This window comes from Burkholderia sp. BCC0322, from assembly GCF_902833045.1.
Classification (GTDB): Bacteria; Pseudomonadota; Gammaproteobacteria; order Burkholderiales; family Burkholderiaceae; genus Burkholderia.
Genome location: NZ_CADFDU010000001.1, coordinates 1096324 through 1121708, shown reverse-complemented (window position 1 = coordinate 1121708; position 25385 = coordinate 1096324). Strand labels below are relative to the sequence as shown.

The 25385-nt window shown below is 62.2% G+C and carries 20 protein-coding genes; 4 read left to right on the top strand and 16 right to left on the bottom strand.

What is annotated here, in order from left to right; translation table 11 throughout:
* Nucleotides 1-10 precede the first annotated feature (10 nt).
* The 3 genes from andAd to HWX39_RS05220 form a co-directional block, all read right to left on the bottom strand.
* The gene (gene andAd, locus HWX39_RS05230; protein WP_006490977.1) at nucleotides 11-487 is read right to left on the bottom strand and encodes an anthranilate 1,2-dioxygenase small subunit AndAd; all 477 of its coding nucleotides are present in this window, start codon (nucleotides 485-487) and stop codon (nucleotides 11-13) included.
* Nucleotides 488-501: 14 nt separating this feature from the next.
* A complete protein-coding gene (andAc, locus tag HWX39_RS05225) occupies nucleotides 502-1773 on the bottom strand; it encodes an anthranilate 1,2-dioxygenase large subunit AndAc (RefSeq protein WP_175965858.1) in 1272 nt (423 codons plus the stop codon).
* A gap of 69 nt (nucleotides 1774-1842) precedes the next feature.
* Nucleotides 1843-1986 (bottom strand): hypothetical protein, encoded by a 144-nt coding sequence (locus HWX39_RS05220; protein ID WP_175965857.1) that lies wholly within the window; start codon nucleotides 1984-1986, stop codon nucleotides 1843-1845.
* Here HWX39_RS05220 and andR point away from each other — a divergent pair.
* Entirely contained in the window at nucleotides 1985-2944 is a 960-nt protein-coding gene (gene andR, locus HWX39_RS05215) for an anthranilate 1,2-dioxygenase regulatory protein AndR (RefSeq protein ID WP_175965856.1), read from the top strand. The two genes, HWX39_RS05220 and andR, sit on opposite strands and share 2 nt — an antisense overlap.
* A 224-nt stretch (nucleotides 2945-3168) precedes the next feature.
* Here the strand turns inward: andR and HWX39_RS05210 are convergent, their stop codons facing one another.
* Nucleotides 3169-4059, bottom strand: a complete 891-nt coding sequence (locus HWX39_RS05210; RefSeq protein ID WP_175965855.1) for a LysR family transcriptional regulator — start codon at nucleotides 4057-4059, stop codon at nucleotides 3169-3171.
* A gap of 91 nt (nucleotides 4060-4150) precedes the next feature.
* Between HWX39_RS05210 and HWX39_RS05205 the strand changes: the two genes are divergently transcribed.
* The 3 genes from HWX39_RS05205 to catC are packed head-to-tail and all read left to right on the top strand — an operon-like array spanning nucleotide 4151 to nucleotide 6552.
* Complete coding sequence (locus tag HWX39_RS05205) at nucleotides 4151-5284, top strand: muconate/chloromuconate family cycloisomerase (RefSeq protein WP_175965854.1); 1134 nt, start codon at nucleotides 4151-4153, stop codon at nucleotides 5282-5284.
* 31 nt (nucleotides 5285-5315) lie between these two features.
* Entirely contained in the window at nucleotides 5316-6218 is a 903-nt protein-coding gene (gene catA, locus HWX39_RS05200; protein WP_175965853.1) for a catechol 1,2-dioxygenase, read from the top strand.
* 43 nt (nucleotides 6219-6261) lie between these two features.
* Nucleotides 6262-6552, top strand: coding sequence for a muconolactone Delta-isomerase (catC, locus tag HWX39_RS05195; protein WP_105830058.1), 291 nt, complete (start codon nucleotides 6262-6264; stop codon nucleotides 6550-6552).
* Between the two features lie 90 nt (nucleotides 6553-6642).
* Here the strand turns inward: catC and HWX39_RS05190 are convergent, their stop codons facing one another.
* From HWX39_RS05190 to tssC, 12 genes are all read right to left on the bottom strand, one after another.
* A complete protein-coding gene (locus HWX39_RS05190) occupies nucleotides 6643-7407 on the bottom strand; it encodes a hypothetical protein (RefSeq protein WP_175965852.1) in 765 nt (254 codons plus the stop codon).
* Nucleotides 7404-7922, bottom strand: coding sequence for a type VI secretion system lipoprotein TssJ (tssJ, locus tag HWX39_RS05185; protein ID WP_175965851.1), 519 nt, complete (start codon nucleotides 7920-7922; stop codon nucleotides 7404-7406). The genes HWX39_RS05190 and tssJ overlap by 4 nt, the downstream gene beginning before the upstream one ends.
* A 13-nt stretch (nucleotides 7923-7935) precedes the next feature.
* Nucleotides 7936-9027: a type VI secretion system baseplate subunit TssG gene (tssG, locus tag HWX39_RS05180; RefSeq protein WP_244134913.1), complete on the bottom strand. Its 1092-nt coding sequence runs from the start codon at nucleotides 9025-9027 to the stop codon at nucleotides 7936-7938.
* 17 nt (nucleotides 9028-9044) lie between these two features.
* The gene (gene tssF / locus HWX39_RS05175) at nucleotides 9045-10859 is read right to left on the bottom strand and encodes a type VI secretion system baseplate subunit TssF (protein WP_175965849.1); all 1815 of its coding nucleotides are present in this window, start codon (nucleotides 10857-10859) and stop codon (nucleotides 9045-9047) included.
* A gap of 9 nt (nucleotides 10860-10868) precedes the next feature.
* Nucleotides 10869-12452, bottom strand: coding sequence for a type VI secretion system protein TssA (gene tssA / locus HWX39_RS05170; RefSeq protein WP_175965848.1), 1584 nt, complete (start codon nucleotides 12450-12452; stop codon nucleotides 10869-10871).
* Nucleotides 12449-16222, bottom strand: a complete 3774-nt coding sequence (locus HWX39_RS05165) for an ImcF-related family protein (protein ID WP_244134912.1) — start codon at nucleotides 16220-16222, stop codon at nucleotides 12449-12451. The genes tssA and HWX39_RS05165 overlap by 4 nt, the downstream gene beginning before the upstream one ends.
* On the bottom strand, nucleotides 16219-17340 hold the full coding sequence (locus HWX39_RS05160) for a hypothetical protein (protein ID WP_175965847.1): 1122 nt from the start codon (nucleotides 17338-17340) through the stop codon (nucleotides 16219-16221). The genes HWX39_RS05165 and HWX39_RS05160 overlap by 4 nt, the downstream gene beginning before the upstream one ends.
* 63 nt (nucleotides 17341-17403) lie before the next feature.
* Nucleotides 17404-17667 (bottom strand): PAAR domain-containing protein, encoded by a 264-nt coding sequence (locus HWX39_RS05155; RefSeq protein ID WP_175965846.1) that lies wholly within the window; start codon nucleotides 17665-17667, stop codon nucleotides 17404-17406.
* A gap of 74 nt (nucleotides 17668-17741) precedes the next feature.
* The gene (locus HWX39_RS05150; RefSeq protein WP_175965845.1) at nucleotides 17742-18842 is read right to left on the bottom strand and encodes an SUMF1/EgtB/PvdO family nonheme iron enzyme; all 1101 of its coding nucleotides are present in this window, start codon (nucleotides 18840-18842) and stop codon (nucleotides 17742-17744) included.
* Nucleotides 18842-21232 carry a hypothetical protein gene (locus HWX39_RS05145; RefSeq protein WP_175965844.1) on the bottom strand — a complete coding sequence of 797 codons (2391 nt, stop codon included), beginning with the start codon at nucleotides 21230-21232 and terminating at the stop codon, nucleotides 18842-18844. Before HWX39_RS05145 ends, HWX39_RS05150 begins: the two co-directional genes overlap by 1 nt.
* A complete protein-coding gene (gene vgrG, locus HWX39_RS05140; RefSeq protein WP_175965843.1) occupies nucleotides 21225-23699 on the bottom strand; it encodes a type VI secretion system tip protein VgrG in 2475 nt (824 codons plus the stop codon). The genes HWX39_RS05145 and vgrG overlap by 8 nt, the downstream gene beginning before the upstream one ends.
* An 80-nt stretch (nucleotides 23700-23779) precedes the next feature.
* Nucleotides 23780-25330, bottom strand: a complete 1551-nt coding sequence (gene tssC, locus HWX39_RS05135; RefSeq protein WP_175965842.1) for a type VI secretion system contractile sheath large subunit — start codon at nucleotides 25328-25330, stop codon at nucleotides 23780-23782.
* Between the last annotated feature and the right edge of the window lie 55 nt (nucleotides 25331-25385).

Below are 25385 nucleotides of genomic sequence, written 5' to 3'. Positions count from 1 at the left end.
CCTTGCTTCGTCAGATCGGGGTGGCGAGCAGCGTCTGCACGCGCGACGTGTCGTAGATCACGCGCTTGGTCTTGTAGCGCAGCCCGTCGGGCGTGCGCACGACCGTGTCGTAGTACTTGCCGGCCTGGTACACGTTCGATTCGCCGTTGCTGCGCGTCTGCACGACGACGTAGTTGCTCTCGGTGTCGATCTCGCCGTCGCGTTCGGCGACGATCGTCAGGCCCGACGTCATGTGCCGGTACGTATGCTCTTCGTAGATGTTCGCGTGCCGCAGCGACACCACGCGGTCACGCAGCATCCGCTGGTTCGTGCAGTGGACGATCCCGACCGGCAGCCCGAGATCGGCGTTTTCCTTCGGCACGATTTCGTACGTGCAGTCCTCGGTGAACATTTCCGGCCAGTGTTCGAGCCGGTCGTTGTCGAGGTGCCCGATATAGCGGTTCTGGAGCATGTAAATCTCGAACCACGTCTTCATGTCTTCCGTCATTTCTCGCTCCCGCTTCAATAGCCCATCAGCTTCTGGTAGCCGACCCAGAACTTGCGGATCAGGCTTTCGGTGATCACCGTGTCCTGCTGGTCCGGATTGCCGCGCGACATCTCGATCACCGACGTCGCATCGGCGTCGCGCACCGTGCCGCGCTGCACGAGCTCGGTCGCTTCGGTGTCTTCCATCGAGATATAGCCGGCCGGCCCGACGAGGTTCGCCTGCTTGATGCGCAGCGCGCGCAGCTCGGGCGTGTCGTCCGCATAGCCGAAGAAGTGGAAGATCAACTCGAAGTTGTCGGGGCCCTTCGGCAGGATCTGTCGTGCAACCAGCGTGTTGTGGATCTGCTGGATCACGAGCTGCGGGAAGATCGGCTGGATATGGTTCGTGCAGTCCTCGTCGTATTCCGACACGAGATCCAGGATCGATTCGTCTTCGAGGTGGAAGCCCTCGTCGAACGAGCGGATGTTCTGCTGCTTGTACGCGGCCGACGTGTCGTCGTTCGTCTTCGTCACCGTGATGATGCTGTGCAGCCCGTGGTTCGCGTCCGGAATCGAGCGCGCCTTCATCCCGACGCGGAAGATGTTGAAGGTCGTATGGAACAGGTGCAACATGCTCGCGTGATACGGATCCTTCACGTTCTCCATGTACAGCTTCCAGTTCGACTTCGAATACTGGCGCGTGCAGCCGAGATACTCGATCGGCTTGTGGAAGATCCGGTCGATCCACGGGCGCATCTGCTCGCCGAGGTAGTCGGGCAGCGGCATCACGTCGTCGCTGAAAGTGGCGAACACCAGCCCGCGATAGCTGTCGACGCGCAGCTTGCGCAGCCCGTGCTGCTTCGGATCGAAATCCGCCGGCATCCCGGTCATCCCCTTCTGGCCGCGCCGGAACGGCACGCCGAGCAGGTTGCCCGTGTTGTCGAAGCTCCACTGGTGATACACGCACGTGTGCGAGCTCGCGTTGCCGCGCGACTTGCGGCACACCTGCGCGCCGCGGTGTGCGCAACGGTTCACCCATGCGGCGAGCGTGCCGTCCTCGGCGCGCGTGACGACGACCGGCGTGTCGCCGACGAACGTGCTCTTGAAGTCGCCGGCGTTCGGGATTTCCGCTTCCAGCGCGACGAAGTTCCACGTCGGCCCGCGGAAGATGCGTTCCTGCTCGCGTTCGTAGACGGCCTGCGAGCTGAACACCTTGTACGGCACGCGCGAGCCGTCGTCGTGCGGAAAGCTCACGTCGGACGCGTCGCCGCGCGCGGCGAACACGACGGGCGATTCTGTCTGCTCCATGTCGGACTCCTTGTTGATCCGTTGCATTAATAAGATGGGGTCCATTTTTGAAAGGCTAATATTCGCCGTCTATCCGGAAAGTGCGATTGCGGCGGTGCAATATCCACTTTCGGCGGATTTCTGAGCTAGCATGGCGGCACGCACGATGCGGCATTTGATCGAGACCCATTCGTCGGATCGAAGCGCGCCGCCCACAATCAGGCTGATGCCCATGTCCCCAACATCGTTCGAGCCGCTCGCGCTGCGCGCGCACCGGCTGTTCGAATCCCGCGATCTCGACGAGACGCGCGAGCGGATCTCGCGCGTGATGCAGCCGCACGCGCTGCTGCCGAACGGCCGCGTGCACGGGGCGTCGCATATGGATTTCGTCAGGCTCGGCGGGCTCGGGATCGGCACGATCGCGTTCGGCGACGCGATGCGCGTGCAGGTCGACGCGGTCGACGGCTATTACCTGCTGATGTTCTGCCTGTCCGGCCAGGCCGAGGTGCGCGCGATGGGGCGGCAGCTCGGGGTCGACGGCCAGACCGGCGTGCTGTGCGCGCCCGGCGAGCGCTTCGACGCGGTGCTGTCCGCCGATTGCGAGCAGTTCGTGCTGCGCATCGACGCGGCGACCGTCGGCTCGCTGACCGGCGACCCGCGCGCGACGCTCGACCCCGTGCTGCATATCAGCGACGCCGCGCTCGCCGCATGGCGCCAGCAACTGATGCTCGTCGCGCGTTCGCCCGAACTGCTCGAACGCGCGAACGCGAACCCGCGCGTCGCGTCGCAACTCGAGCACCTGCTGATCGACCTGCTGATCGAAGGCCACCCGCCGTCCGTACTACACGCGTCGCACCGCGACCCGGCGCCCGGCTTCGTACGGCGCGCGCAGGAGTTCGTGAACGCGCATTACGCGCAGCCGCTGCAACTCGCCGATATCGTCCGCGCCGCCAACGTGCCGGAGCGGACGCTGCGCGACGCGTTTCTGCAGTTCCGCGGGACGAGCCCGATGCAATACCTGCGCGCGACGCGGCTCGACCATGCGCGCGAGCTGTTGCGCGGCGCGGCGTCAGACCGGCGCATTGCCGATATCGCGCTCGATTGCGGGTTTACGCACCTCGGGCGGTTCGCGATCGCTTATCGGGAGAAATTCGGGGAATCGCCGTCGGAGACGCTCGGCGGGAAGCAGTAGGCGGGCGCTGGTCCGGCTCGGTGAATCGAAGGCCAGCTGGATCAAGGGCCGGGGGCACGACCGACTGTTTGCCGGCTTCCGGCTTGCAGGCCTGCCCGGCCGACACCAGAGGGCGCGCCGCGCCGCCCGTGCCGAACAACATCGCCTCGTGCCGCCCTGATGTGCATTTGACCGGATACCCCCAACCCGACCGTTAGTTGCAGTAATGCCCAATCGGCGTGCCCTTACGCCGCCGGCGCGAACATTTCCCGCGCAATCGCGCAGAACGCGGCCGTCGCGGCGCTTTCGCCGTGCAGCCGGCGGCTCATGATGATCGGCGACGTCGCGGTCGGCTCCGGCAGGCGCCGGTAGACGACGCCCCTCACGCGCACGCCCTCCACGCTCTCCGGCACCAGCGACACGCCGACTTTCGCGGCGACGAGCCCGAGCGCCGTCTGCAATTCGCGCACCTCATGGACGGCCGCCGGCACCAGCCCGCCGTCGCGCAACGCGGATAGCTGCTGGTCCGCGAAGCTCGGCCGCGGCGTGCTCGGATAGACGATCAGCGTCTCGTTCGCGATATCCGCGAGCGCGAGCGGCCGGTCGAGATCGGCAAGCGGATGCCCGACCGGCAGCGCCGCGATCAGCTTTTCCTCGATCAGCGCCTCGCGCACGAGCTGGTCGTCGTCGAACCGCAGCCGGCCGAAGCCCACGTCGATCCGGCCGCCCTTCAGCGCGCCGAGCTGCTCCAGCGTGAACATTTCGATCAGCGACAGTTCGACGTCCGGCTGCGCCTCGCGAAACGCGCGGATCACGTCCGGCAGCGCACCGTACAGCGTCGACGGCACGAAGCCGATCACGATCCGCTCCGACAGCTGCGCGAGCCGCCGCGTCAGCGGGCCGAGCTCGTCGGCCTGGTCGACGAGGCGCTTCGCCTGCGCGTAGAACACGCGCCCCGCATCCGTCAGTTTCAGCGGCCGTGCACCGCGCTCGAACAGCGGCAATCCGATCTCGTCCTCGATCGCCTGGAGCTGGCGGCTCAGCGGCGGCTGCGTCATGTGCAGCCGCTCCGCCGCCCGCGTGATGTTCATTTCCTCGGCGACGGCGATGAAGTAGCGGAGCTGACGCAATTCCATTTCATGCCTCAAAGGTATGGAAGTAGTCGGAAAGAGTGTTGGACGACGCGGGGCGGGAATTCCTACCATGTGCACCAACAGGAGGAATCGCATGATAGCAACTGCCGCCACCATCGAACGCATCGAGACGCTGCTCGTCGATGTGCCGACGATCAGGCCCCACAAATTATCGGTCGCCACGATGAATTGCCAGACCCTCGTGCTGGTCCGAGTTCGATGCACGGACGGTATCGAAGGCGTCGGCGAGGCGACGACCATCGGCGGCCTCGCGTACGGCGAGGAGAGCCCCGAAAGCATCAAGGTCAACATCGACACCTACTTCGCGCCGCTGCTGCAGGGCATGGACGCGACCCGCCCGGGCGCTGCGCTGGCGCGCGCCCGCAAGCTGTTCCAGGGCAACCGCTTCGCGAAGTGCGCGATCGAGACCGCGCTGTTCGACGCGCAGGCGCGCCGCCTCGGCGTGCCGCTGTCCGAGCTGTTCGGCGGCCGCCGGACCGATGCGGTCGATGTCGCATGGACGCTCGCGAGCGGCGACACGCAGCGCGACATCGCGGAAGCCGAAGCGATGCTCGACGCGCGTCGCCACCGTGCGTTCAAGCTGAAGATCGGCTCGAACGCGGTGGCCGACGACGTCGCGCACGTGATCGCGATCAAGCGCGCGCTCGGCGCGCGCGGCGACGTGCGCGTCGACGTGAACCAGGCATGGAGCGAAACCGACGCAATCTGGGCCGGCGCACGGCTTGCGGAAGCCGGCGTGAGCCTCGTCGAGCAGCCGATCGCCGCGACCAACCGCGCGGGGCTGAAACGCCTCACGCAACTGGCGCAAGTGCCGATCATGGCCGACGAGGCGCTGCACGGCCCCGTCGATGCATTCGCGCTCGCGCAGGATCGCGCGGCCGACGTGTTCGCGGTGAAGATCGCGCAATCGGGCGGCCTGCAGGGTGCCGCGAGCGTCGCGTCGATCGCGGCGGCGGCCGGCATCGAACTGTACGGCGGCACGATGCTCGAGGGCGCGGCCGGCACGATGGCGTCCGCGCAACTGTTCAGCACGTTCGACTCGCTGAAATGGGGCACCGAGCTGTTCGGCCCGTTGCTGCTCACCGAGGAGATCCTCGTCGAGCCGCTGCGCTACGAGGATTTCAAGCTGCACCTGCCGGTGACGCCCGGCCTCGGCATCACCTTCGACTGGGCCCGCATCGAACGGATGCGACGCGACGCCCGCTGACCCCACACGACAACCGAAACCGGAGACACACATGGACAAGCAAGCCATCGATGCACTGCTGAAGACCTTCGACGACGCCGCCGAGAAGCCGGGCAACCCGCGCGTGCGCGCGATCGTCAACCGGATCGTGAAGGACATCTGCTACACGATCGAGGACTTCGACGTGCAGCCGAGCGAATTCTGGACGGCGCTGAACTACCTGAACGAAGCCGGCCGCGAATTCGGGCTGATCGCCGCGGGCCTCGGCCTCGAGCGCTTCCTCGACGTGCGCATGGACGAAGCCGAGGAAAAGGCCGGCATCCAGGGCGGCACGCCGCGCACGATCGAAGGGCCGCTGTATGTCGCCGGTGCGCCGGAATCGGTCGGCCATGCGCGTCTCGACGACGGCAGCGATCCGGGCCAGACGCTGATCATGCGCGGCCAAGTGCTCGGCCAGGATGGCGCGCCGATCGCGAACGCACTGGTCGAGGTATGGCACGCGAACCATCTCGGCAACTACTCGTACTTCGATCAATCGCAGCCCGCATTCAACCTGCGCCGCTCGATCCGCACCGATGCCGAAGGCCGCTACAGCTTCCGCAGCGTGCTGCCGGTCGGCTACAGCGTGCCGCCGGGCAGCAAGACCGAGCAGCTGCTCGACCAGCTCGGCCGCCACGGCCATCGCCCGGCGCACATTCACTTCTTCGTTTCGGCGGACGGTTATCGTAAGCTGACGACGCAGATCAACATCGATGGCGATCCGCATCTGTGGGACGACTTCGCCTTCGCGACGCGCGACGGGTTGATCCCGCCGGTGAAGCAGGCCGAAGGCGCGGAAGGCAAGCCGTATGGCGTCGACGGGCCGTTCGCGCTGATCGACTTCGATTTCTCGCTGCTCAAGGAAAAGCAGGACGTGCCGGCGAGCGAAGTCGAGCGGGCCCGCGCGCAGGCCTGAGCGGCCTTCCCGTTCGACGAATCGACAACACAAGGAGTGCAGCATGCTGTTTCATGTGGAAATGACCGTTCGCCTGCCGACGGACATGGATCCGGTCAAGGCGGCCACGCTGAAGGCGGAAGAAAAGGCGATGTGCCAGCGGCTGATGAACGAAGGGACCTGGCGGCATCTATGGCGGATCGCCGGACAGTATGCAAATGTCAGCATCTTCGACGTCGAAAGTGTGCAGCAGCTGCATGACGTGCTCAGCCAGTTGCCGCTGTTTCCGTATATGGAGATGGAAGTGCGGGCGCTGTGCCGGCATCCGTCTTCGGTGCGGGAAGACGATCGGTAATTCCGGCAGCGGCCCATGCCGCCGGGTATCCGGCGGCATGGGCCGCGAGACATGGTGTCGCGGTGACGCTACGCAAACCTGCATGAATGATTATTCGACTGTCGGCAACGACTGGGCTAATTCGAACCCATCGCCGACTTGGTCGAGCGTCCAGCGACGCGGCGCGTGCAGCTTTACCCATCGAGTGCGTTCGCGGTCGTCGGATACACGCCCGATCGACATTTTGGCCTTGCCCGTCGAGTAGTTCACACTGAGCGTACGCACGGCGCCCGTATTACGCATCACCGAGAAGTTGTCATAGCCGATCAGCATGAAATTCCGATCCTGCCACCGAAACGTATAGGTGGTCGATCCCATTTCCCAACTCCCAGCGCTGGCAAAGCGACCCAGCCTGACCTGCAACGTACCCCGGTCGATGCTCACGTTCCCCTCTTCCAGCGCATCCGCCAGACACGGTGATTCCCGGGTCGGTATCAGCGTTTCGTTTCGCAGCGCGAGAGCGTACTGCCCATCTGGCTGTGCAAAGGCGACGACAAGGATGCGCGGATTCGCGTCGAACGGACTCTCGCACATGCCGTCATCAGATATCACGTTCTCGGGATCATTGTCACGCAGAACCAGCGCAAGATCGTCGCGGCCATCGCCGTTCAGATCGCCCTTCGTCTCAAATTCGAGCTTCCAGCCCTTTGGAACAAAGTCTTCGGGCTTTCCAGCGAGGGGCACGATGAGTGGGGACGGTAAATCTTGAGCCGCCACGCGAACGGACACGATGGCGCCAAGCCAAATTGCCAGTCCTAGCTGTTTAGAGAACCCGAAGGGCTTGCTCCCACTCAGAATAGATTGCGCGACTTTCACTTAGGCATGTCCTCCGTCATCAGTAATCTGCTCGACGTCAGATCGAGGCGTAACGGCTTATCCGGATCAAGCTTCTTTTTCTCGATAACTCGTCTCCAGTCTCCGGCGGCTCCGGGGACGCGATACAACGCCACGATCGCCACATACGCCGTCTCGCGTTGCATCGGCTGAGACAAACTCGACGAAGCACCGGGGTTTACAACAGCCGACATATCCGCCTGCAAATCCTGGGCAAGCACCATCCGGTCGTTCTTCAACAGATCGTCGTACGACGCCCCGTCGAACAGCTTGCGGTCCTTCAACTGATAGACGCGAACGGCCACCGATGTCGGCCGCCCTGCGTCGTCCGGGTTCAGTGCGGCGCGCGCGGAAAGATCCACGTCGAGCACCTTCACCTGCTTGAAAAATACGGCGCGATACGCATTCGACGACGCGTCCGACACGGACTGCCAGGCACCGCAACCCGACAGCAGCAATACGGCGGCAGCGGCGGCCGCACTCATTCGATGGAACATGGAACCTCCGGGATCAGATCGTGTGCGGCACGAGATGCGGGTTGGGTTGCGGCAAGGGAAACGCGTCGTACACGCCGAGCGCGATGTCGATCATGCGTTCATCGACCGACGGGAGCACCGTCGTCCAGCCCAGACGCGGCGCCGGGCCCGCGCGTTCGACGCCGACGGTCGGGTGCGGAACGAACCGCGACGACACTTCCATCCGCAAATGCACATCGGCCTTGATGCCGACATACAGCTGGATGAATGCCATCACCTCCCGATGCAGCCACGCACCGGGCAACAGGTCCTGCGCCTGCCGCTCGTCGACCGGCCGTAATGTCACGCGCACCGCCCGGCTGCGATATGTGAGGCGCCTGCCGAGCACGTAACCGCCACCGAGCCCGCTGCGCTTCCCGTCCGCAACCGGCTTCGCCGACGTCAACGGCGTCGGTCGCCCGGTACTCGTCGTCACCGCCCAGAACTCGTCGACGCGAACATCGACCCCGGGCGCCGCGAGCGCCACCACACCGGCCAGCCCTGCCGACGTACGCGTGCGCTGGGTCAGCAAGCCCAGCAACCCAAGCACCCGCGAATTCGGCAAGCCCGCCCGCAACGGCTTGTCGCCCCATCCGAATCCGGCCAGACACAGCAGGCTCCGCGAATATTCGTCGGCACCACCGGCCCGAAAACGCTCCGGATAGCGATACTTCTTCCATGCGCGATACAGCAGTGTCGCCGCGCGATGATTGAACGGATCGAGAAATGCCTCGACCGCCTCGTGCCCTTCCTCCCGCAGCACGATCTCGTCGATCATGTGCGACGGCATGGCCGCATCGACGCCGTAAAGCCCCATGAACGTCGTGCGTACGGTCGGCGGCGCATCGGGGTGCGCATCGTCGAATTCGACAGCGGCCACCTCGCCCGCCGGAAACCCCAACCGCGGACGCGGCCTGAATCGCACCGGCTCATGTTCCGGCGTGTCGCGCGTACCGAATCCGGGACGTTCGGGCGCACATGCCTCCAGCAGACGACAGAACTGCATGAAAGTCATCTGCTGCGCCCGCTGGAACAGCGCCCCGGTCAACACCGGCGGCCCCTTCGATGCGGCGGCTTCGGCCGCCATCCGATTGCTCGAACCCGTCATAGCGGCGCCCGCTGCGCCTTGCTGCGCGGCCATTCCGTCCGGAATCGCGACGGCAGGCTGACGATTGCCAGCTTCGTGAACAGATTGATCTCCGCATACGCGCCGAAGAACCGGTGCAGCAGCTCGCCGAACAACATCACGTCGCCTTCGCCGGAGAACGCGTGCGAATCGAGCGTGACCTCGATCAGCACGCCGCGCTCGACCGCGCCGCCCGACACCTCCTCGATCATGTGCTGCGACACATGCAGGATGCCGGCGAGCCGCCGCCGGTTCAGTTCCTCGTTCGTCCAGTCGTACAGCGCCAACGCGCCGCGCAGCACTTCCGCATTCATCATCGACAGAAAGTTCGGCGCGAGATGCGACAGTACGCGCCACTGGAAGCGATCTTCCGTCGGCGGATACAGCGGCAACGTCGGCGACACCAGATTGCGCACGCCCGCGACGTTCGGGGTGCTGGCCGCCAACTCATCGAGGCTCGCCTCGCGCAACCCCTTGCGCGGCAGCAACCCGTTCGTGCCCGTCACACGCAGCGACAGGCTCTCCTCCGGCAGGGTGTCCATCGTTTCCCACGCGTGGCCGCCGAGAATCACCCACATTTCGTGCAGCCCCGATACGCTGGAACGCACACAGGTATGGAAATAGCGTTCCGGCGCCTCGTGACGCAACATGCCGCCGCGATGCCGGAACGTCGCGAACGGCACGTATTCGTATCGCTCGGCCGTATCGTGGTCGAAAGTCGCGACCGCGTCGACCGAATACGTTTCGACATGCTCGCCCTGATGACCGGCCGGCACGACGCGATATTCCGTTTCGTGATGGTCGATCTCGATCGGCTCGGCATCCAGTTCGAACAGGTTGATCACGGGCGAACAGAACAGTCGCACGTGATCCGCGTTGAACCGCTGATCCGACGGATAAGCCTCCTTCAGCACGATCTCCAGTTCGAAGCGGGTGGATTTTTCGGGCAGCGTCGTGACCTCCAGTCCGCACAGATCGACGAACAGGAATTTCTCGCGGAACGTGAAGTATTCGAGCAGCAGCTGATATCCGGAAAACGCCGCATCGGCTTTGGGCCACAGCCGCTCTTCCGTCGAAAATCCCGCCGGCTCGATCGTGACGCCCGGGAGCGGTACGGCTTCGCCATCGCGTATTTCCGGAACGCGCCAGTGAATCGAATCGACCTGACGCGTCAACGCGAGATGCATCGCGAACGCGGTCGGCAGATCGGCGTTCAGGTGCAGCCGCAGCCGCGACAGATCCGTCTCCTTGCGCAGCGCCGATCCGTGCAACGCGAAGCCGACACGGATCACCGAGCGGCCGTCGTGACGCACGGCCGGCCCCGCATGCGTGATCGAGACCGGCTGCAGCGCAACGGTCTGCGTCGTCCGATACAGACATTGCACCGTCCGCGGCGCCACGCCTTCCACGCCGCCCGGAGATGGCACGTTGATCGGCGCCGAACGCACCGGCACGCCGGCCGGCACGGTTACCGTTTTCTGCAGTTTCTCGGCGAACGGCGTCAGCTCGACGATCGACAGCGAAGGGATCATCCGCAGATAGTGCGGCCACAACAGGCTGACGAGACCTTCGGTGAGCTCGGGCAATTCGTCGTCGAGTTTTTGCCTGAGCCTGCCGGTCAGGAACGCGAAACCTTCGAACAGACGTTCGACGTACGGATCGCGATCACCGACGCGGTCGAGATTGAGCAGGCGTGCACGGTCGGGATGCGCCTTCGCGAATTCCTTGCCGGATTCGCGCAGATAGCGCATTTCCGCTTCGTAGTAGCGCAGGATGGGATCGTTGTTGTCCATGGGAATCCGTTACGACAGGGTCAATGCGCGGGCGGGATCGAGCACGGTCAGCTCCGCCTGCAGTTCGGCGATGCGCCGCGCGAGCGCCGGCTTGTCGGCATCCTTCCGGTTGCTCATCGCCTTCAGTGCTTTCATCAGTTGCTGCTTGACATCGAACGTCAGCGCCGGCTCCCAGCGCATCAGCGGCAGCGACCGGGCGGACGCGTCAAGTTCGGCCAGCAGCGCGAGCGACGTATCGGGCCGGCCGGCATGATCGGCCAGACGAGCCATCACGAACCGCTGCAAGTAGCGATGGCGGTCGGTCTTCATGCCCGGAAGCGTTTCGAGCCATGCGAAGGCCGTCTCGATGCCGTCGCGCGCGGCCAGTTCGCGGGCCTGGGTTTCAATCTCCGGCCAGTCGCTGGCGGCATCGCTTTCGCTATCGGCGGAAACCGGCAACGGCGCAACCGTCTCGCCTGCCTCCAGGTCGCGCACGACCGCATGCCGGGCAATCCATTCGAGCGTCGTGTCGTCGGAGAACGGCGTGCCGTCGCTGAATGCCAGCCGCTCGATGCCCGGCAGTCGTTCGAGAAACAGCGCAAAGTCGGCGCGCAGCAGTTCGCGCCACGCGCTGTACGGCGTGCCGACATGATCGAGCGCGACGTGCTGGAAGTACTGCAGGTCGAACCACAAGTGATTCACGCCTTCCATGAACGCACCTTCGACCCGCTCGAGCAATTCGTGCCAATGCTTCTGCAGCACGAGACGCTTCATCTGCTGGCGCAATTCGGCGCGCGGCGGCGCCAGACGCGTATGCGACGCGGCGTCCGACGGCGGCACCTCATGCAACGTGTCCCAGCGAACGCTGCGCACGACGCGCACCGACGGCAAGTAGCCGTTTTCCTGCTCCCGCAACCACGCCGACATCGAACGTGCCTGATCGAGCAGGTCGCGCGTCGACGCGATCTCCCCGTTCGACGCGGGAACCGGCGCAGTCCTTTGCGGCGGAATCTTCCCCGGATTCGCGCCGCGAGCCGGTTCCTCCTTGCGCTCGAAACGGGCAACCAGCGGCTGCAGATTCGGGCGCGCGGCTTCCGGCCAGTTTCCCGTTCGTTCGACGAGCACGTCGAGTGCAGCAAGCGCACGTTCGAGATCGGCCGGCGCGAAGTCGCCGCGGCTGTCCAGCGTCTCGATCATGCGCGAAGTCGCCAGCATTTCCAGCGCCGCCCGCTTCGCCTCGGCCCGCGCGGGCAGCACGGCCTCGCCGAACCGGTCGACGAGCGAAGCAGCCAGCTCGAGCCCGTCGCTAAAGCCTGCCGGACCGTCTTGCCGTAATCTCGCAAACGTGTAGTAGCCAACCAGACGCAGATCCTTCCCGGTTTCCTTGAGCAACTGCTCGCAGGTGCGAACGATCCGCCCGTCGTCGATTCCCGATAGCTTGTTTGCCTCGTCCTTCAGTTCGAAGAACGCATCCTCGTAACCGGGATCGCGGCCGCATGCTTGCTCCCCGGGTATCGGAACCAGCCATGCCGCCCAGGTAGTCTGTCGGGACGCCTGTAGCGAATCGACGCGAGGACCGCCGACGAGTGTCTTGACGAAATTGGCAAGCGTCATGGCAGGTCCCGGAATGCAAATGCGTCGCCCAGCAGACGGAGGGCGTGTCCGAACGGTTTGATGGAGGCGTCGGAAGATGCCGAAGCCGTCGCCAGCGAGGACAGCGCCATCCGCGGATCGCTCTTTTGGGGGGGCTCGACAGGTGTACTCGGTCGCGCTTCCGCTATCGCGGTCGGCTGACGGGAAACCTTTTCGGCCTCCACCGGCATCGCTTCATCCGGCCACGTCATCGCACCCGGCAGCCCCGGCGGCAACGGCACGGCGGCGTGCCTGGCCGCGGCAATCGCCGCAGCCGGCAACGGCGGCGGACTGGCCGTCGACACCTTAGGCCCGGCGCTCGCCGCTCCGGTCATGAAAATCCGTGCAGGCAGCACGAAGTTGCGCAACTGGAGAACGTCGAGCGGGCCCGCGCCCGCCTCGCTGCGCAGTTGCACCTTCAGCGGGATGCCCTGGCTGGTGTCCGGCGTCCAGGTCAGCAGGTAGCGTGCGTTGTCCTGTTGCGTGACCTTCGCTCGCTCGAACAGGCGAACCAGTCCGAAGCGCCCCTGCGAATCGAGCGCCGTCCGCAAGCCGCCCTGCTCGGTCTGCCATTCGATATGCGACAGGTTTTCGAGCGACTGGCCGGGCCATTCGAACGGCGTCCATTCCTGTTTCTGGTTGAAGTAGTGCAATTCGCGGCCGGACAACACGAATCGCATGTCGGTGACACCCGGCGTCGGCACCGCCTGCAACTCGTAGCGCACGCGCGCGTCACCGGACGGGAACAGCACCGTCGAAATGCGCGCGAGTTTGTTCAACCCGCTCAGGAAACCCGGATCGATCGTCAGCGCACCGGAATCGGTGCCCTGCGCGGGCACCCAGCGGTCGCCCTGCCGCTCGATGACGCCGGCGAGCTGCGTCGTCACGAATTGCGTGATCACGCCGCCATCGGGCCGCATGAAGCGCGCCATTTCGGGCAGCGACGCGTCGTTGTCCGAATCCGCGAACGGGTAGCGGCCGCCGAACGACCTGTTCCAGTCGGCCACGATCGCCGCGCGCCAGATCTCGTTCAGGCTCGACGCGGCCGGCTGCACGACGACCTGCCATGCCTGGTCGAACGGCGCGCGGAACAGTGCGCCGAAGCCGGACCATTGCTCGCCAAGGCTCGCGGCGACCCGGCTCGCATAGTCACGGCTATCGGCGATGTCGGATGTCTTGCCCTGCAACACCGACTGGGCGGCCAGTCGCGCAACCGCGTCCGGATCGGCGCTGGAGACAATCTGCGAAGTCTTCAGGCGCATGGCCGTGATGCGCTCCAGATATCGGGCGAGGCTCAGGTCACCGGTCGCGGCCATTTGCGCGACGGCGGTTTTACCGTTTGCCGGCGCAACGGAGACGAGATCGCTGCCGGTCAGACGCAGGATCGGGCCGAACGCGCCCGCCAGCGGTGCGAGCTGCGGCTTGACCTGCTTCGACGGATCTTTTTCGTCGGCGCCGACGAGCTGCTGCGCCTTGCTGATCAGCGTGTCGGACAGCGACTGCGTGTTGGCGCCCGTGCCCGCCTGATAGACGATCGCATTCATCAGCGCGACGAGCGGAGAACGTTGTGGATCGCCCAGCAACGTCAGTTGATCGGCCGTGGCGGAAAGCGTCGGCGCCGGTTGCCAGCGCACGCTGTTGAGGAACTGTGCCCAGGCTCGCGCATAGTCGTCGAAATAGCGTTGGCGCAGCTCGTCCTTTAGGGTCGACGAGGACTGACCGGCGGCCTTGGTATCGGAAAGCACCCAGTCGCTCGACACGTCGTGTTGCTCGCCGGCTTCGTCGATGGCCTTGGCGATCCGTTCGTCCCATGCCGCGCGCGTGAATACGCCCGGTATGGTCAAGGTCGTGTTGAACAAACCACGGCTTGTCGCGCCACCGGCACCTGCCTGGGATGCCGCGTCACCCAACAGCGTGGCGAGCGATATCGGCGGGTACTTCGGCGTCGCTTCGTCCAGGATCTGCTGGTAGACCGCGTCCCGCGAATTCTGAATGCCCCGAACGCCGATCACCGTCTGGCGAGTCGCTGCGATCAACGTACTGTCCTGAACGACTGCCAACGCAGCCGCCGTCGACTTCGCACCGGGTCCCAGATGGTGCGTGAAGAATGTAATGGCTTGCTGCCGCAAGTCCTCCCATCTGCCTGGCGACAACGGCGAATTGACGGGGCGCGCCGGCATGGACGTTGCGACGAGCTGAGGCGTCAGGAATGCAGCCACCGCGTGCTCCGGCTTCGCGAGCATCAGATAGGTCTTGAGCGTGTCGTATGCGGCCTGTACTTGCGCATCGCCGCCGCTGGCGATTTCTGCGTCGGATAGCGACGCCAGTTGATGCAGTCGGGCCTCGAGCTGCCGGCGAATCGGGCCGACGAGAATGCGGTTGGCCGCATCGGCATAGTGCGGCCAGAGGGCATCGAGCAATGCGTGGTCGCGGTTCAGGCCGAAGCGGGCACTCAGCGGTGCGCGGTTGCGCTGGTGGATTTCAAGTGTGTCGATCTGTCGTTCAAGATGGGTAAGCGTCTGCAGGGACTGTGTCGGGTCCCGGGCTTCGTTGAGATTCATGACCGTGTCTGCCGCACTTCCTATCGCCGCGCGGTTGACGAAGCCGGACAGCATCGTGCCGGCGAGCCAGCAGCCGATCACGGCAGTCGCCATCCATGCGGCCGTGGTCGACAGCGAAAAGCCGACACGGCGACCATGAACCTTGCGGCTGTGATCGGCGACGGTTTGCCAGATCGTTCGGTGTTGGATACCAGGCGCCGGATCGTCACCGGATATAGACAGCACCAACTCCCGCTCCTTGAATAGCGGAGCAAACAGCAGACCGTGCACAGCGGCAGACATGCAAAGGGACTGACCGGTCTGCGCCACGAAATTCGAGAACCCGTGTTGAATACCGGATATGTACCGAGACAGATCAGCCGGGTAGCGGTCGTGCGAATCCATCCTCAACCGCTCGACACCGTCATCCGCCAAGTTGTAAGCCAGTTCACGCAAAGATCCATCAATATCATCGAAGCAGATATGGCTGTTCGACCACGTCAAGCCGATGGCCTCGTCTGGTCCCGACGATTTGTCGCCAAAGTCGGTGACATTGAGCAGATAAGCGGGCGCGGCCCAACGCAAGGCGCGCGCATGACGCACGAGCCGTTCAGCAACACCATCGACATCGAATCGACCATTCGCCGCGTTCTCGTTGCGCGTCACCGCGACGATCGCGTCGATCGGACGACGGCGACGCAAACGTCGGATCTCACCAAGCCACTCGGCATCGAGTTCGTTGTTCGTTTGCTTCCCGTACAACAGGACCGCGTCGCCGACGATCGCATAACCTGTATCGGTAAGACCCGGTGCCAGACGTCCTACCAACGGCCCGTCTCCGGCAACCAGCACCCATCGCTCTCGATAACGCCAGAGCCAGCCATGTCTATCGGCCAGGAGGGTATGCAGGTTAGCTGCGCGGGACCGAGCCGCGGAAGATTGGGCGCCGCCGGCAGTCGCCTCCGTCTTCGGCGGCTCCAGGCCTTGTATCTTCGATTCGTTCTGCAGTTCCTGTCGTATCTGACGTCGCCGCGGTAACGCTATCGCCCCAAAAATCAGAACCGCAAGCGCCGCGGCACCGAGAACCTTGCCGTATTTCGACAGCCACCCGTTCAACTGCGCAGCATCAACAGTCAAATAGACGAAGAAAGTCGCGATAACTGCAATACCAGTAAATGACAGCCACCGCCCCCACGTATATTTGTTCTTCAATTCGATACGTCCTTTTTTGTCGACTTCACGACGCACATCGCAGCCCGCGTTCCACCGTCCCCGACTGCCAGCAACTGCGGACTCCCGGTTCGTGAACCGATGTCAAGCGTCAGAGCCAACGCGACCCATGAATTAACGGGGCCTGGAATCCCAAGTACGACATCCAGATTCCGAACACAAGCGCTATCGGTCACGGGATGGTTACCCGCCCCAACCTGCACAGCGGAGCACGCCTCGTCCTCTACCCCGGAAAGCCACACGTATTCGACCTTTTCTCGCACGAACTGCAGATCCAGCAGCTGATTGAAGTCGCTCTTTAGCTCATCCAAAGCAGACAACATGGGACGAAGCACATACCTTCCCGTTGAAGACGCCTCCGTCTGCCGCAAATGATTCGCTTTTGCCTTCCGCTGAAGCAAGATGCCAGCCACTCCCTCGCTGTACGGCTTTTCCTTCGCGTCCTGCCACAGCTGACAGGCAACGATCAATTTGGCAGATGCCGTGTCGGTATCCATTCGCGCTTGCAAGTATTCCAGGCCTGTGGAATCGGGGAGCGTCTCGACAGTCACTCGACGTCCGTGCTGCAAAAAAGCTTCACGTGCGACCGCCTCCCATTTCGCACGATCCTTGCCGGATTTTTCGTCCAGTATTAACGCAACTTCCAGATTGCGCGTTTGCACCAGATGCCCCGACATGCGGTCCGAGATCAACTCGAACAGCGTTTTCCGGCGTTGATCTCCCTCCGTCAAACTCGGCGCCGAGATTCCGCGAGGACGGTCCAGATTGACCGGTAGCGCCGCGTCGCTCACTTCCCAGCCCCCGGTACTACCGACACCCCCAAGAATCGTCGTCGCATGTACCACCTCGGCGCGACTGTTCGCCCACCGACGCCACATGGACATCAATCTGCTGTTTTCGCGCTCGACTTCTTCGAATTCGAGTTTTTTCTGCTCCCACTGGTTGAGTCTCATCCCAAACAACACGGCAAATAAACTTGACGGAAGACCGAAAAGCAAAATCCAGAACGCCTCCGGATGAGCCGTACGTCCGCGCGGCCATAGAAATAGAATCGCGGCAGTTCCCAAGCCAAAAATCGCAATGAACGTCAACAGCCACATCCGCCAATCAATAGGTTCAGGCGGCTTGGGTGGAGGAAGGTCGGGAATCGGCCAAGACATCGATCAGCCCGCGAGCAGCGTGGTGTGGCGTGCCAATACACGACATCCGCAGGCTGCGCGGCAAAGATGCGTGACGAGCGCCCGCCCATCCGAAATCATGTTCGGATCCCCTTCGACAATCGGGTTGGTTCCATGCCCATCGCGGGGGCAATGAACGAGATCGCCGACAAGCGCCGCGCGCTTGCCGTTCTCGATAATTGTTGACGTCGCCGTCTTGACGTAGCCACCGTGATCGGTGGGGTCACCTTCAAATACAAGGCCTTTCATAGTGGACTGATAAGTTGATATCGACAGAAAATCATTTCCGGCATGGTGCCGCCGTTATCTCATGCGACAGCGCCTCATTGACTGCCGTGTACCGCTTCCATCGAACTCGACGCGCAGCGAAATGTGTATGCTCCGGAACTGATTGGCTGCGGCTTGCCGGTCCAGAAATTGGTATGTACTTTTCCTGTAGTTGCGTCGAGAGTCAGACTCGGGTCAGCATAGCCTCGGCTCAAATTGTTGTTGAACTGCCCTTTATGTTCGTCACTTGCGGTGCTTCGGATCACTTTCCATTGACCGCTCGCGGGTCCTCGAGGATTGATTTCTGGGCTGTGCTGGTAGTAGTCAGCGGCATACCAGTCGTTCACCCACTCAAATCCGTTCGAGTTCATGTCATACAGTCCGATCGGGTTTCCAGGAAACATCCCAATTGGGTAATTCCGTGTCGGACTAAGCTTGCCCCATTTATCTAGATTGTCAGCCAGTGGAAGAATCAACTTGCGTTGGTAGGAACTATCGATATTGCGACCAAAATTCAGATTCCCATCGTCCGTTGCAAACAGGAAGTTCTGCCCGCGACTGCGGGCCGCATATTCCCACTGCGCTTCCGTTGGCAGATCAAATGGCTCGCCTGTCAGCTTGCCAAGCCACTGGCAGTAATCTTTTGCCTGCTGCCAGGGGGCGCCCGCAGGCACGAGCGCATTTCGATAGGGCAGGACGTCGTTATCAATATGAGGCTGATGAGTCGCATCGAGAAATACGTCGAACTCCGCAAAGGTCGTCTTGTAACGGCTGATTCTGAAGCTCGATAACGTAACCTCGTGAAGTGGCTTGTTGTCCGAATAGGGCGTGAACGGGAGGCCGCTTTTCAAGAAGACGCTGCCGAAATCGCCCATCATGTATGTGCCGCCTCGCACCGACACGAGATCGTTCAGAACCTTATGCTTCAGTTTTTCGATCCGCTCCTGAAGGGGGCCTTTCTGGAGGTCAAGTAAAGCGTCCCGCAACGCGGTCGGTTGCGTCACGCGTGGCAACTGCTTCGCCTCTTCAAGAGATTGCGTCTCGGGTGGAACGTGCGGTATTGCCGGCGGGCGAACGACTTCTTCGGAGCCCACTGCGGCCGAAGCGAGCAGTCCAAAACACCCGCACAAGACTAATGTCAAGTATCGTTTCATCATTACGCTTCATCCGTGTAATAAGCCCCCCAGCCGGAAGAGGCATAGAGCGGGTGATCTTTCATGCCGCGCTGAATCTCGTAGGCAACCGAAGTCGCGGGGTGCAACACATGGCCGTGAGGCACTTCGTCCATCAGGGTGCTCGAGAATGCGTCGTACCAGCCGCGGAAATCGCCTGACAAAGCGATGGAGCGTAGCGACGTCCCCGGACCACCATCGGCATCCTCAATCGACTGAGTAGATCCGTTGGCACCGAGCTTGAAGAACGCGTCCAGTTCGGCCATGATCGCGTCAAAACCGGCTTTTGTTCCATCCGATGTCATGTGCTGAATCGCGTTGTCCAGTTCGGGCCTTGCCGTGACGTTCTCAAGCAGGGAAAGTACGGTTGCCTTTGCCTGCGGAACTGCGTCCGGAATGGAGGCCTGGATCTGGGCTTGCGTCGACAGATCCATAACGCGGCTTGCAATCATTGCACGGGCCTCAGCCACTGAATCAAGCATGGCAGGATCAACGGCCGCGACTCGTTGGAAATCCTCGGGCGTCGAGGCCGCGTAGATGTCCCGCCACAACTGGTCGAGATCATCTCGTGTTTTGTTGACAAAATCCGATAGGCGTTTCCTGCCGAGAACGGACATGACCTTTATCTTCGCGAATACTTCAAAGTCGGTAGGCGAAAATATCTGCAGATTCTGGAATTTCCCATAGGCGATCTTGGTCGCAATGCAACGGAAGAAGGATTCGATTTCGTTAACGCCAACTGAGAAAGTCACCGCTCCCTCCGCGCCTACACCGATGCACAGGCCGGCATGCGCGGTACATCGAAACATGCCGTTGGTATACTCGATCGAGAAATTCGCATTACCACCAAGACCCAACTCTCCGCCCGCTAGAGGCTGGATCGTCGCGATCGGGGCGAACGCCTTATTTTTCTTTGCAGGGTCACGCCAGTTCAAGGAACCCTGTAGCGACGCGTCAGCCTTCGCGCCAGCAAAGACGTTTGCTCCTGCTTCCAGCGCCCCCACACTGATTTCCTGCCCCTTCTTGAGTTCTGCACGGTTCTGCCGGCGAGCCTCCCGCCCCTTTGGACCCGGTTTTCCCTTCACCCAGGGAGCGGCGCGTTCCGTGACTAGCGCTGGTTTCACTTCCAACGCGAGTTCAGCCGCGATGCTGACCCCTACAACACCAGAAGCCCGCAGATCGGCCTCGAATACCATTGCAACAAGGTCATATTCCTTGCCGTCCGATCCGGTGTGACACCACAACCATCCTTCCTTGCGTGGGAAATAGAGCTTGAGGCCGGCTTCCGCTTTTGCAAGGTCAATCTCCGCATGGCCTTCTGCGCGCACGCTTGCTTGCTTTCCAACGATCGAAAAGTCCGGATTGAGGCTGGCACCGTAGGAGAACCGCATGAGTTGCGCTTTCGCGCTGGCGTCCCAGTCCGCGATCGCAGCGTCTTTAACCGTCCACGTGCCACCTTTCGGCTCCCAAACGGCTTTCTTGTTCCACTGTTCACACCACTGTCCTACCGTCGTACTGCGACTGAATTCGAGGTCGTCCAGGTGAAACTTCTTCTTCACCCAATCAATGCCCTTCTTGTCTGCCTGCTCGAGAACGTACCGGCGCATCTTCTTTCCATCGAAACGTCGATTTCCCTGTTCATCGCGAAGAACATCGCTCCACTTCGTCTTGTCAAGATTTTTTGCCTTGGGCCAGTGTGTCTTGATCTTGTCCGATCGGACATAGAAGAGCGTTTCAGATGGAACCTTCGGCCATTTACCGAGTTCTTTCAGCTGTGGCAAGGTCTTTGCGGACGCAAGTTGTTTCTTCAAGGTCCCCTTTTCGAACTTTGCTTTCTTTTCCTCGGCAGCCTTCTTCGCCTGCTCCTCCGGAGAAAGCTTCTTCAAAGCAATCAGTTCGATGAGCTTCTTACCGGCCCCGTCCAGCCTGTTGCTGTCCTCCTTCTCCTTTTCTGCGTTCGGAGTAGTGGATTTAGGTTCTCCCGCATCTGGCTTCGATGTCACGGGTAACGGATCGAGATCGGCGAAGATCTGGCGATACTTGGCGTGTGCATCATCTTGCCACTGCAACGCCATCTTGAGGGCGTCGATGGTGGGCTGGAGACTCGGGCAGCCAGGCCCGCTCCTACACAATAGCTCGGCATGATGCTCGTCAAGCAATTGGACGACATAGTTTGCCGAATGGAACTCCGCTACCGCATCGCTCAGCGACTTGTGATGATTCGTGAATTCGGTACTGTCCTTCGCCGGAATGAAGAAAATTTCTCCAGTCCCAGTATGAATGACGGCCAACGGCTCAGGAGGAACCTTGACGTCGACATTACTTGAGCCGACGTTCGTGCTGTTGGTGCGTGCATTGTCGAGTGGCTTAGGCATCGCTGTCGCCCTTGAAAATTTTCAGCGCCTGGGCCTTATCCGAATACACCCGAGCAGTCCGACCAGCGGCGTCTGTAACGCCTTCAATTGGCCCCGACGGCGTTTCGATCCGGTATGGCATGTGCGCGAGCACTTCACCTGTATGCTCGTCGCGAAGCGTGAATTGTTCGTCGTAGAGGCCACCAGGCTTCGGCATTCCGTTGAGTGCATCGCTCAACGAGCTCGCGCTCTGCTTTTGCAGGGTGATCACTTTGAGAATCAGGTCGCCAGGACCACCAATGGTGACGTTGCCATCTGCGATTCGGATGTAAGCACCACCTGACTCGAGGACAATCTCACGTTGCCCATGGATACGCACTTTCCCGTCGACGCTCGAAACGGTGAGGTCCTTGTCCGACATAAGCGTCATTGCGTCACTTTGGGCCTGAATATCGACAGGACCACGCCCTGCGAACAATTTGATCCCGAGCTTTTGTGCGAACAATGAGACTGCCTCGCCGGCTGCAACGCTGAATTTCTTGATGATGCTGACATCGAGGCTCTTCCCTGCTACCGCCGAAATGTTGTTTCTCGCAGCGAGCTGTACGCTACTGTTTGTCACAATGCCGACAGAAGCCGGGGCACTCAACAAAAGACCTGGCTGAACCAGCCCTTTCAGTTCGGTATTCACCTGCTGCTGCGTCGCAGTGTCGGCAACGTCAGCCCTAGCAGTTTCGACCGACGAGCTAAGCGACTTCGCGATTTGTAACGCGCTCTCGAGCTGAGAGAGCGCATCATCCATGTCGAGCTGTTTTCCACTCCCTGCTTTCTGCACGGTAGCTGTGACATAGATTCCCTTGCCTCGGACCGCAACCGGACCGTCCGTGCGCAATTCCGCGCCGCGCCCTCGCTCCTTGCGACCTACATCGACCATATGCCCGAGATTCAACTCACTGGTCTGATTCGGCGTGGCCAGGTGGATATGCTCGACACCCTCCTTATCCTCCATCCGCAACTCATTCCGCGCAGCCGTACGAATCAGATTCCGCGTATGGTTCAGGTTGTTGACCAGATCCGGATGCACGCTGTCGTGCATCGCCCCGATGATCACCGGCCGATTTGGATCGCCGTCCGTATGGACAATGGCCACCTCCGCCCCGTCGATCAGCGGAAAGTGATGCCCGTAGTTGTCGCCGCTATAAGGCTTCGCAAACCGCACAGGCCGGCTCGTCCCACCCGGGCTCCATTCGTCGAGATCGAACGGAAGCTTGATCACGTACCAGCCCTGCTCGGTCAGATACGCGTACTTGTAGTTCCCCGGCGACGTAATCCGCGCCGGCAGAATCCCGTCAACGACCGGCCGCGAAACCGAAGCCATTGGCGTACGCCACACGCGATCCGACGGAATCCCCTCGAACGCCACCCAATATGCGTCACTGCGCCCGCCACGCGACTCCACCGACGTCACGAAAATCCCGTGCTTCGCATCGACCTGACTCGGTTCGACCCGCATCACCTCGCCGGCTTCGAGCCAGAACGGATTGCCCACCCCCTTGAACGTAATCTGCTCAGCCAGATAGGCTTCATGCCGCAACCGGGCAACCCGCTTGCCCTCTTCGGGTGTCTCGTAATGCTCGCCCCAGCGATAATCGATGGCATTCGTCGTCTTGTCGTCGCGCGCCGTGTTTTCCTCGACCAGCAACGACAGCTCGGCCTGCCGATGGTTGTAGTCATGCAGCCGCACCGCCTCCGGTACACGCTTCGTCTCGCGCCCGAGTGTCTTGATCGAATCGGCGCCGGCGCTCTCCAGCCCCGAATCACGTCGATACGGCACCGTGCGCTGCTTGCGCGCATACGCATCCAGATCGTCGCCGAACACGACCACGGCGCGATCCTTCTTCTGTTCCCAGCGAAACCAGATCCCCTCTTCCGCGCAAATGCGCCGGATGAACGCGAACGTCGTCTCGTGATACTGCGTCACGTACTCGCGACGCTTGTACTGCCCGCGCAACTGAAACCGGAAATCGACACCCGCGCGATACCCGTAATGCCGCAGCGTATCGGTCACGATCTCCTCGACCGACTGCTTCTGAAACAGCCGGCTGGTCACACCACGATCGAGATCGGCCAGCGTCGGCTCGAGCACGACCCGGTAGCGCGTTTCATCCGCCGACGTCTCCAACTCGTCGAACTGCGTGATCACGCCGTGAACGGTATACGCCGCAGGCTTCGCACTGAACTGCGCCGCGTTCTCCCCGAACATCTTCCGCAGGTAATCCATGTTCGGATCGACCGGATCGGCACTGAACTTCGCGGGCCGGCCCAGCACCTGGTCCATCGGAATCCCCGCCGCCGGGCTCGTGAATTCGATCTCGTATCGATAAAGATGGCTCACGCGGTCCAGCCCGGTGAACTTCAGGATCGAGAACGGCGCCGGATGCGGCGCCAGCTTCAATTCATAAGCCTGCGTAGGCAAAATCATCGACATGGATTCTCCCGGTTGCGCAACACGCGCTGCGCCGCCAGGGCAACCATCGACGCCCCGGCGGCTCGCACACAAACGTCGGATCAGTTCTTGGCCTTCGGCATCTGCGACACGAGCGACAGCCCGATATCCATCCCTTCGACCTGGAAGTGCGGCACGATGAACAGCTTGATCCGGAAGAAACCCGGGTTGTCGTCGATGTCCTCGACCGTTACCTTCGCGTCGCGCAGCGGGTGCGACGCCTGCAGTTCGTCGCCCGGATCTTTCATTTCGGTCACGAGCCCCTTGATCCAGCCGTTCAGTTCGAGTTCGAGCAGACGGCGATCCTTGGTCGTGCCGATGTTTTCGCGCTGGATCAGCTTCAGGTAGTGCGCGATACGCGACAGCAGGAAGATGTATGGCAGCCGCGCGTTGATGCGGCTGTTCGCCGTGGCTTCCTTGGTCTCGTACAGCGCAGGCTTCTGCGCCGAGCTCGCGGAGAAGAAGCACGCGAAGTCGTGATTCTTGTAGAACGACAACGGGATGAAGCCGAGATTCGCAAACTCGAATTCGCGCGTTTCCGGGATCAGCACCTCGGTCGGAATCTTCGGCTGGTAACCGGTGCCGAGGTCGTACAGGTGAACCGGCAGATCCTCGACCTTGCCGCCCGCCTGCGGCCCGCGAATCTGCACGCACCAGCCATTGCTGACGAAGCTGCGCACCATGTTTGCCGCGAACGCGAACGACGCGTTCATCCACAGGTACTTGTCGTGATCGGGGCCCTTGACGGCTTCCTCGTAGTTGAACGCCCGCACCGGCGCCGTATCCTTGCCGTACGGCAGACGGCCGAGCACGCGCGGCATCGTCAGACCGACGTAGCGGGCATCGTCGGTATCGCGGAAGCTCTTCCACTTGATGTATTCGGCGCGGTCGAAGTAGTTGCCGATGTCCTGGATCGCGGCCACTTCCTCCATCGACTGCTTGCCGAAGAATGCCGGCCCGACCGAGCCGATGAACGGCATGTGCGCGGCAGCGGCAACCTTCGAGATGTTCCTCAGCAGCGCAACATCCATCGGCGAATTCGCAAACTCGAAGTCGCTGATCATCGCGCTGATCGGCTGGCCGCCCGGCGTGTCGTATTCCTCGATGTACGTCAAGCGATACAAGCCGCTCTGGATCAGTTCAGGCGTGTCCTCGAAGTCGCGCTGCAGCGCCTCCTTCGACACGTCCAGCACCTCGATTCGCGCGTTCTTGCGGAAATCGGTACGGCTCACGAGCATCTTCAGGCCACGCCAGCGCGCTTCGAGCGCCTGGAATTCCTGCGTATGCATCACCGCGTCGAGCTGGCGGCCGATCTGCCGGTCGATCTGGCCGATATGAAAGTCGAGCAGCGACTTGTCCAGCCGGTCGACGGGCTGGCGCGCGTTCACGACCAACTCGAGGAACGCGCCCATCCCGCGCGCGATGCGCTCGTCGGCCGACGCCTCGGACAGCATGTCGTTGTCCCGGAACGCCTCGAGCGGGCGCGCTTCGTTGACGGGTTTCAGGTTGATCTTGCTGCACAGGGATGCATAGACGCTGTCGATATCCCCGTGCGGGGCGTCCAGCACGACGGTCTCGGTCGCGCCAGTTTGCTGCGTGTCAGTGGATTTCATGTCGGATCCTGTCTGCGATCGAATCGCTACGATGTTGCGGAATGCGCTGAACGCG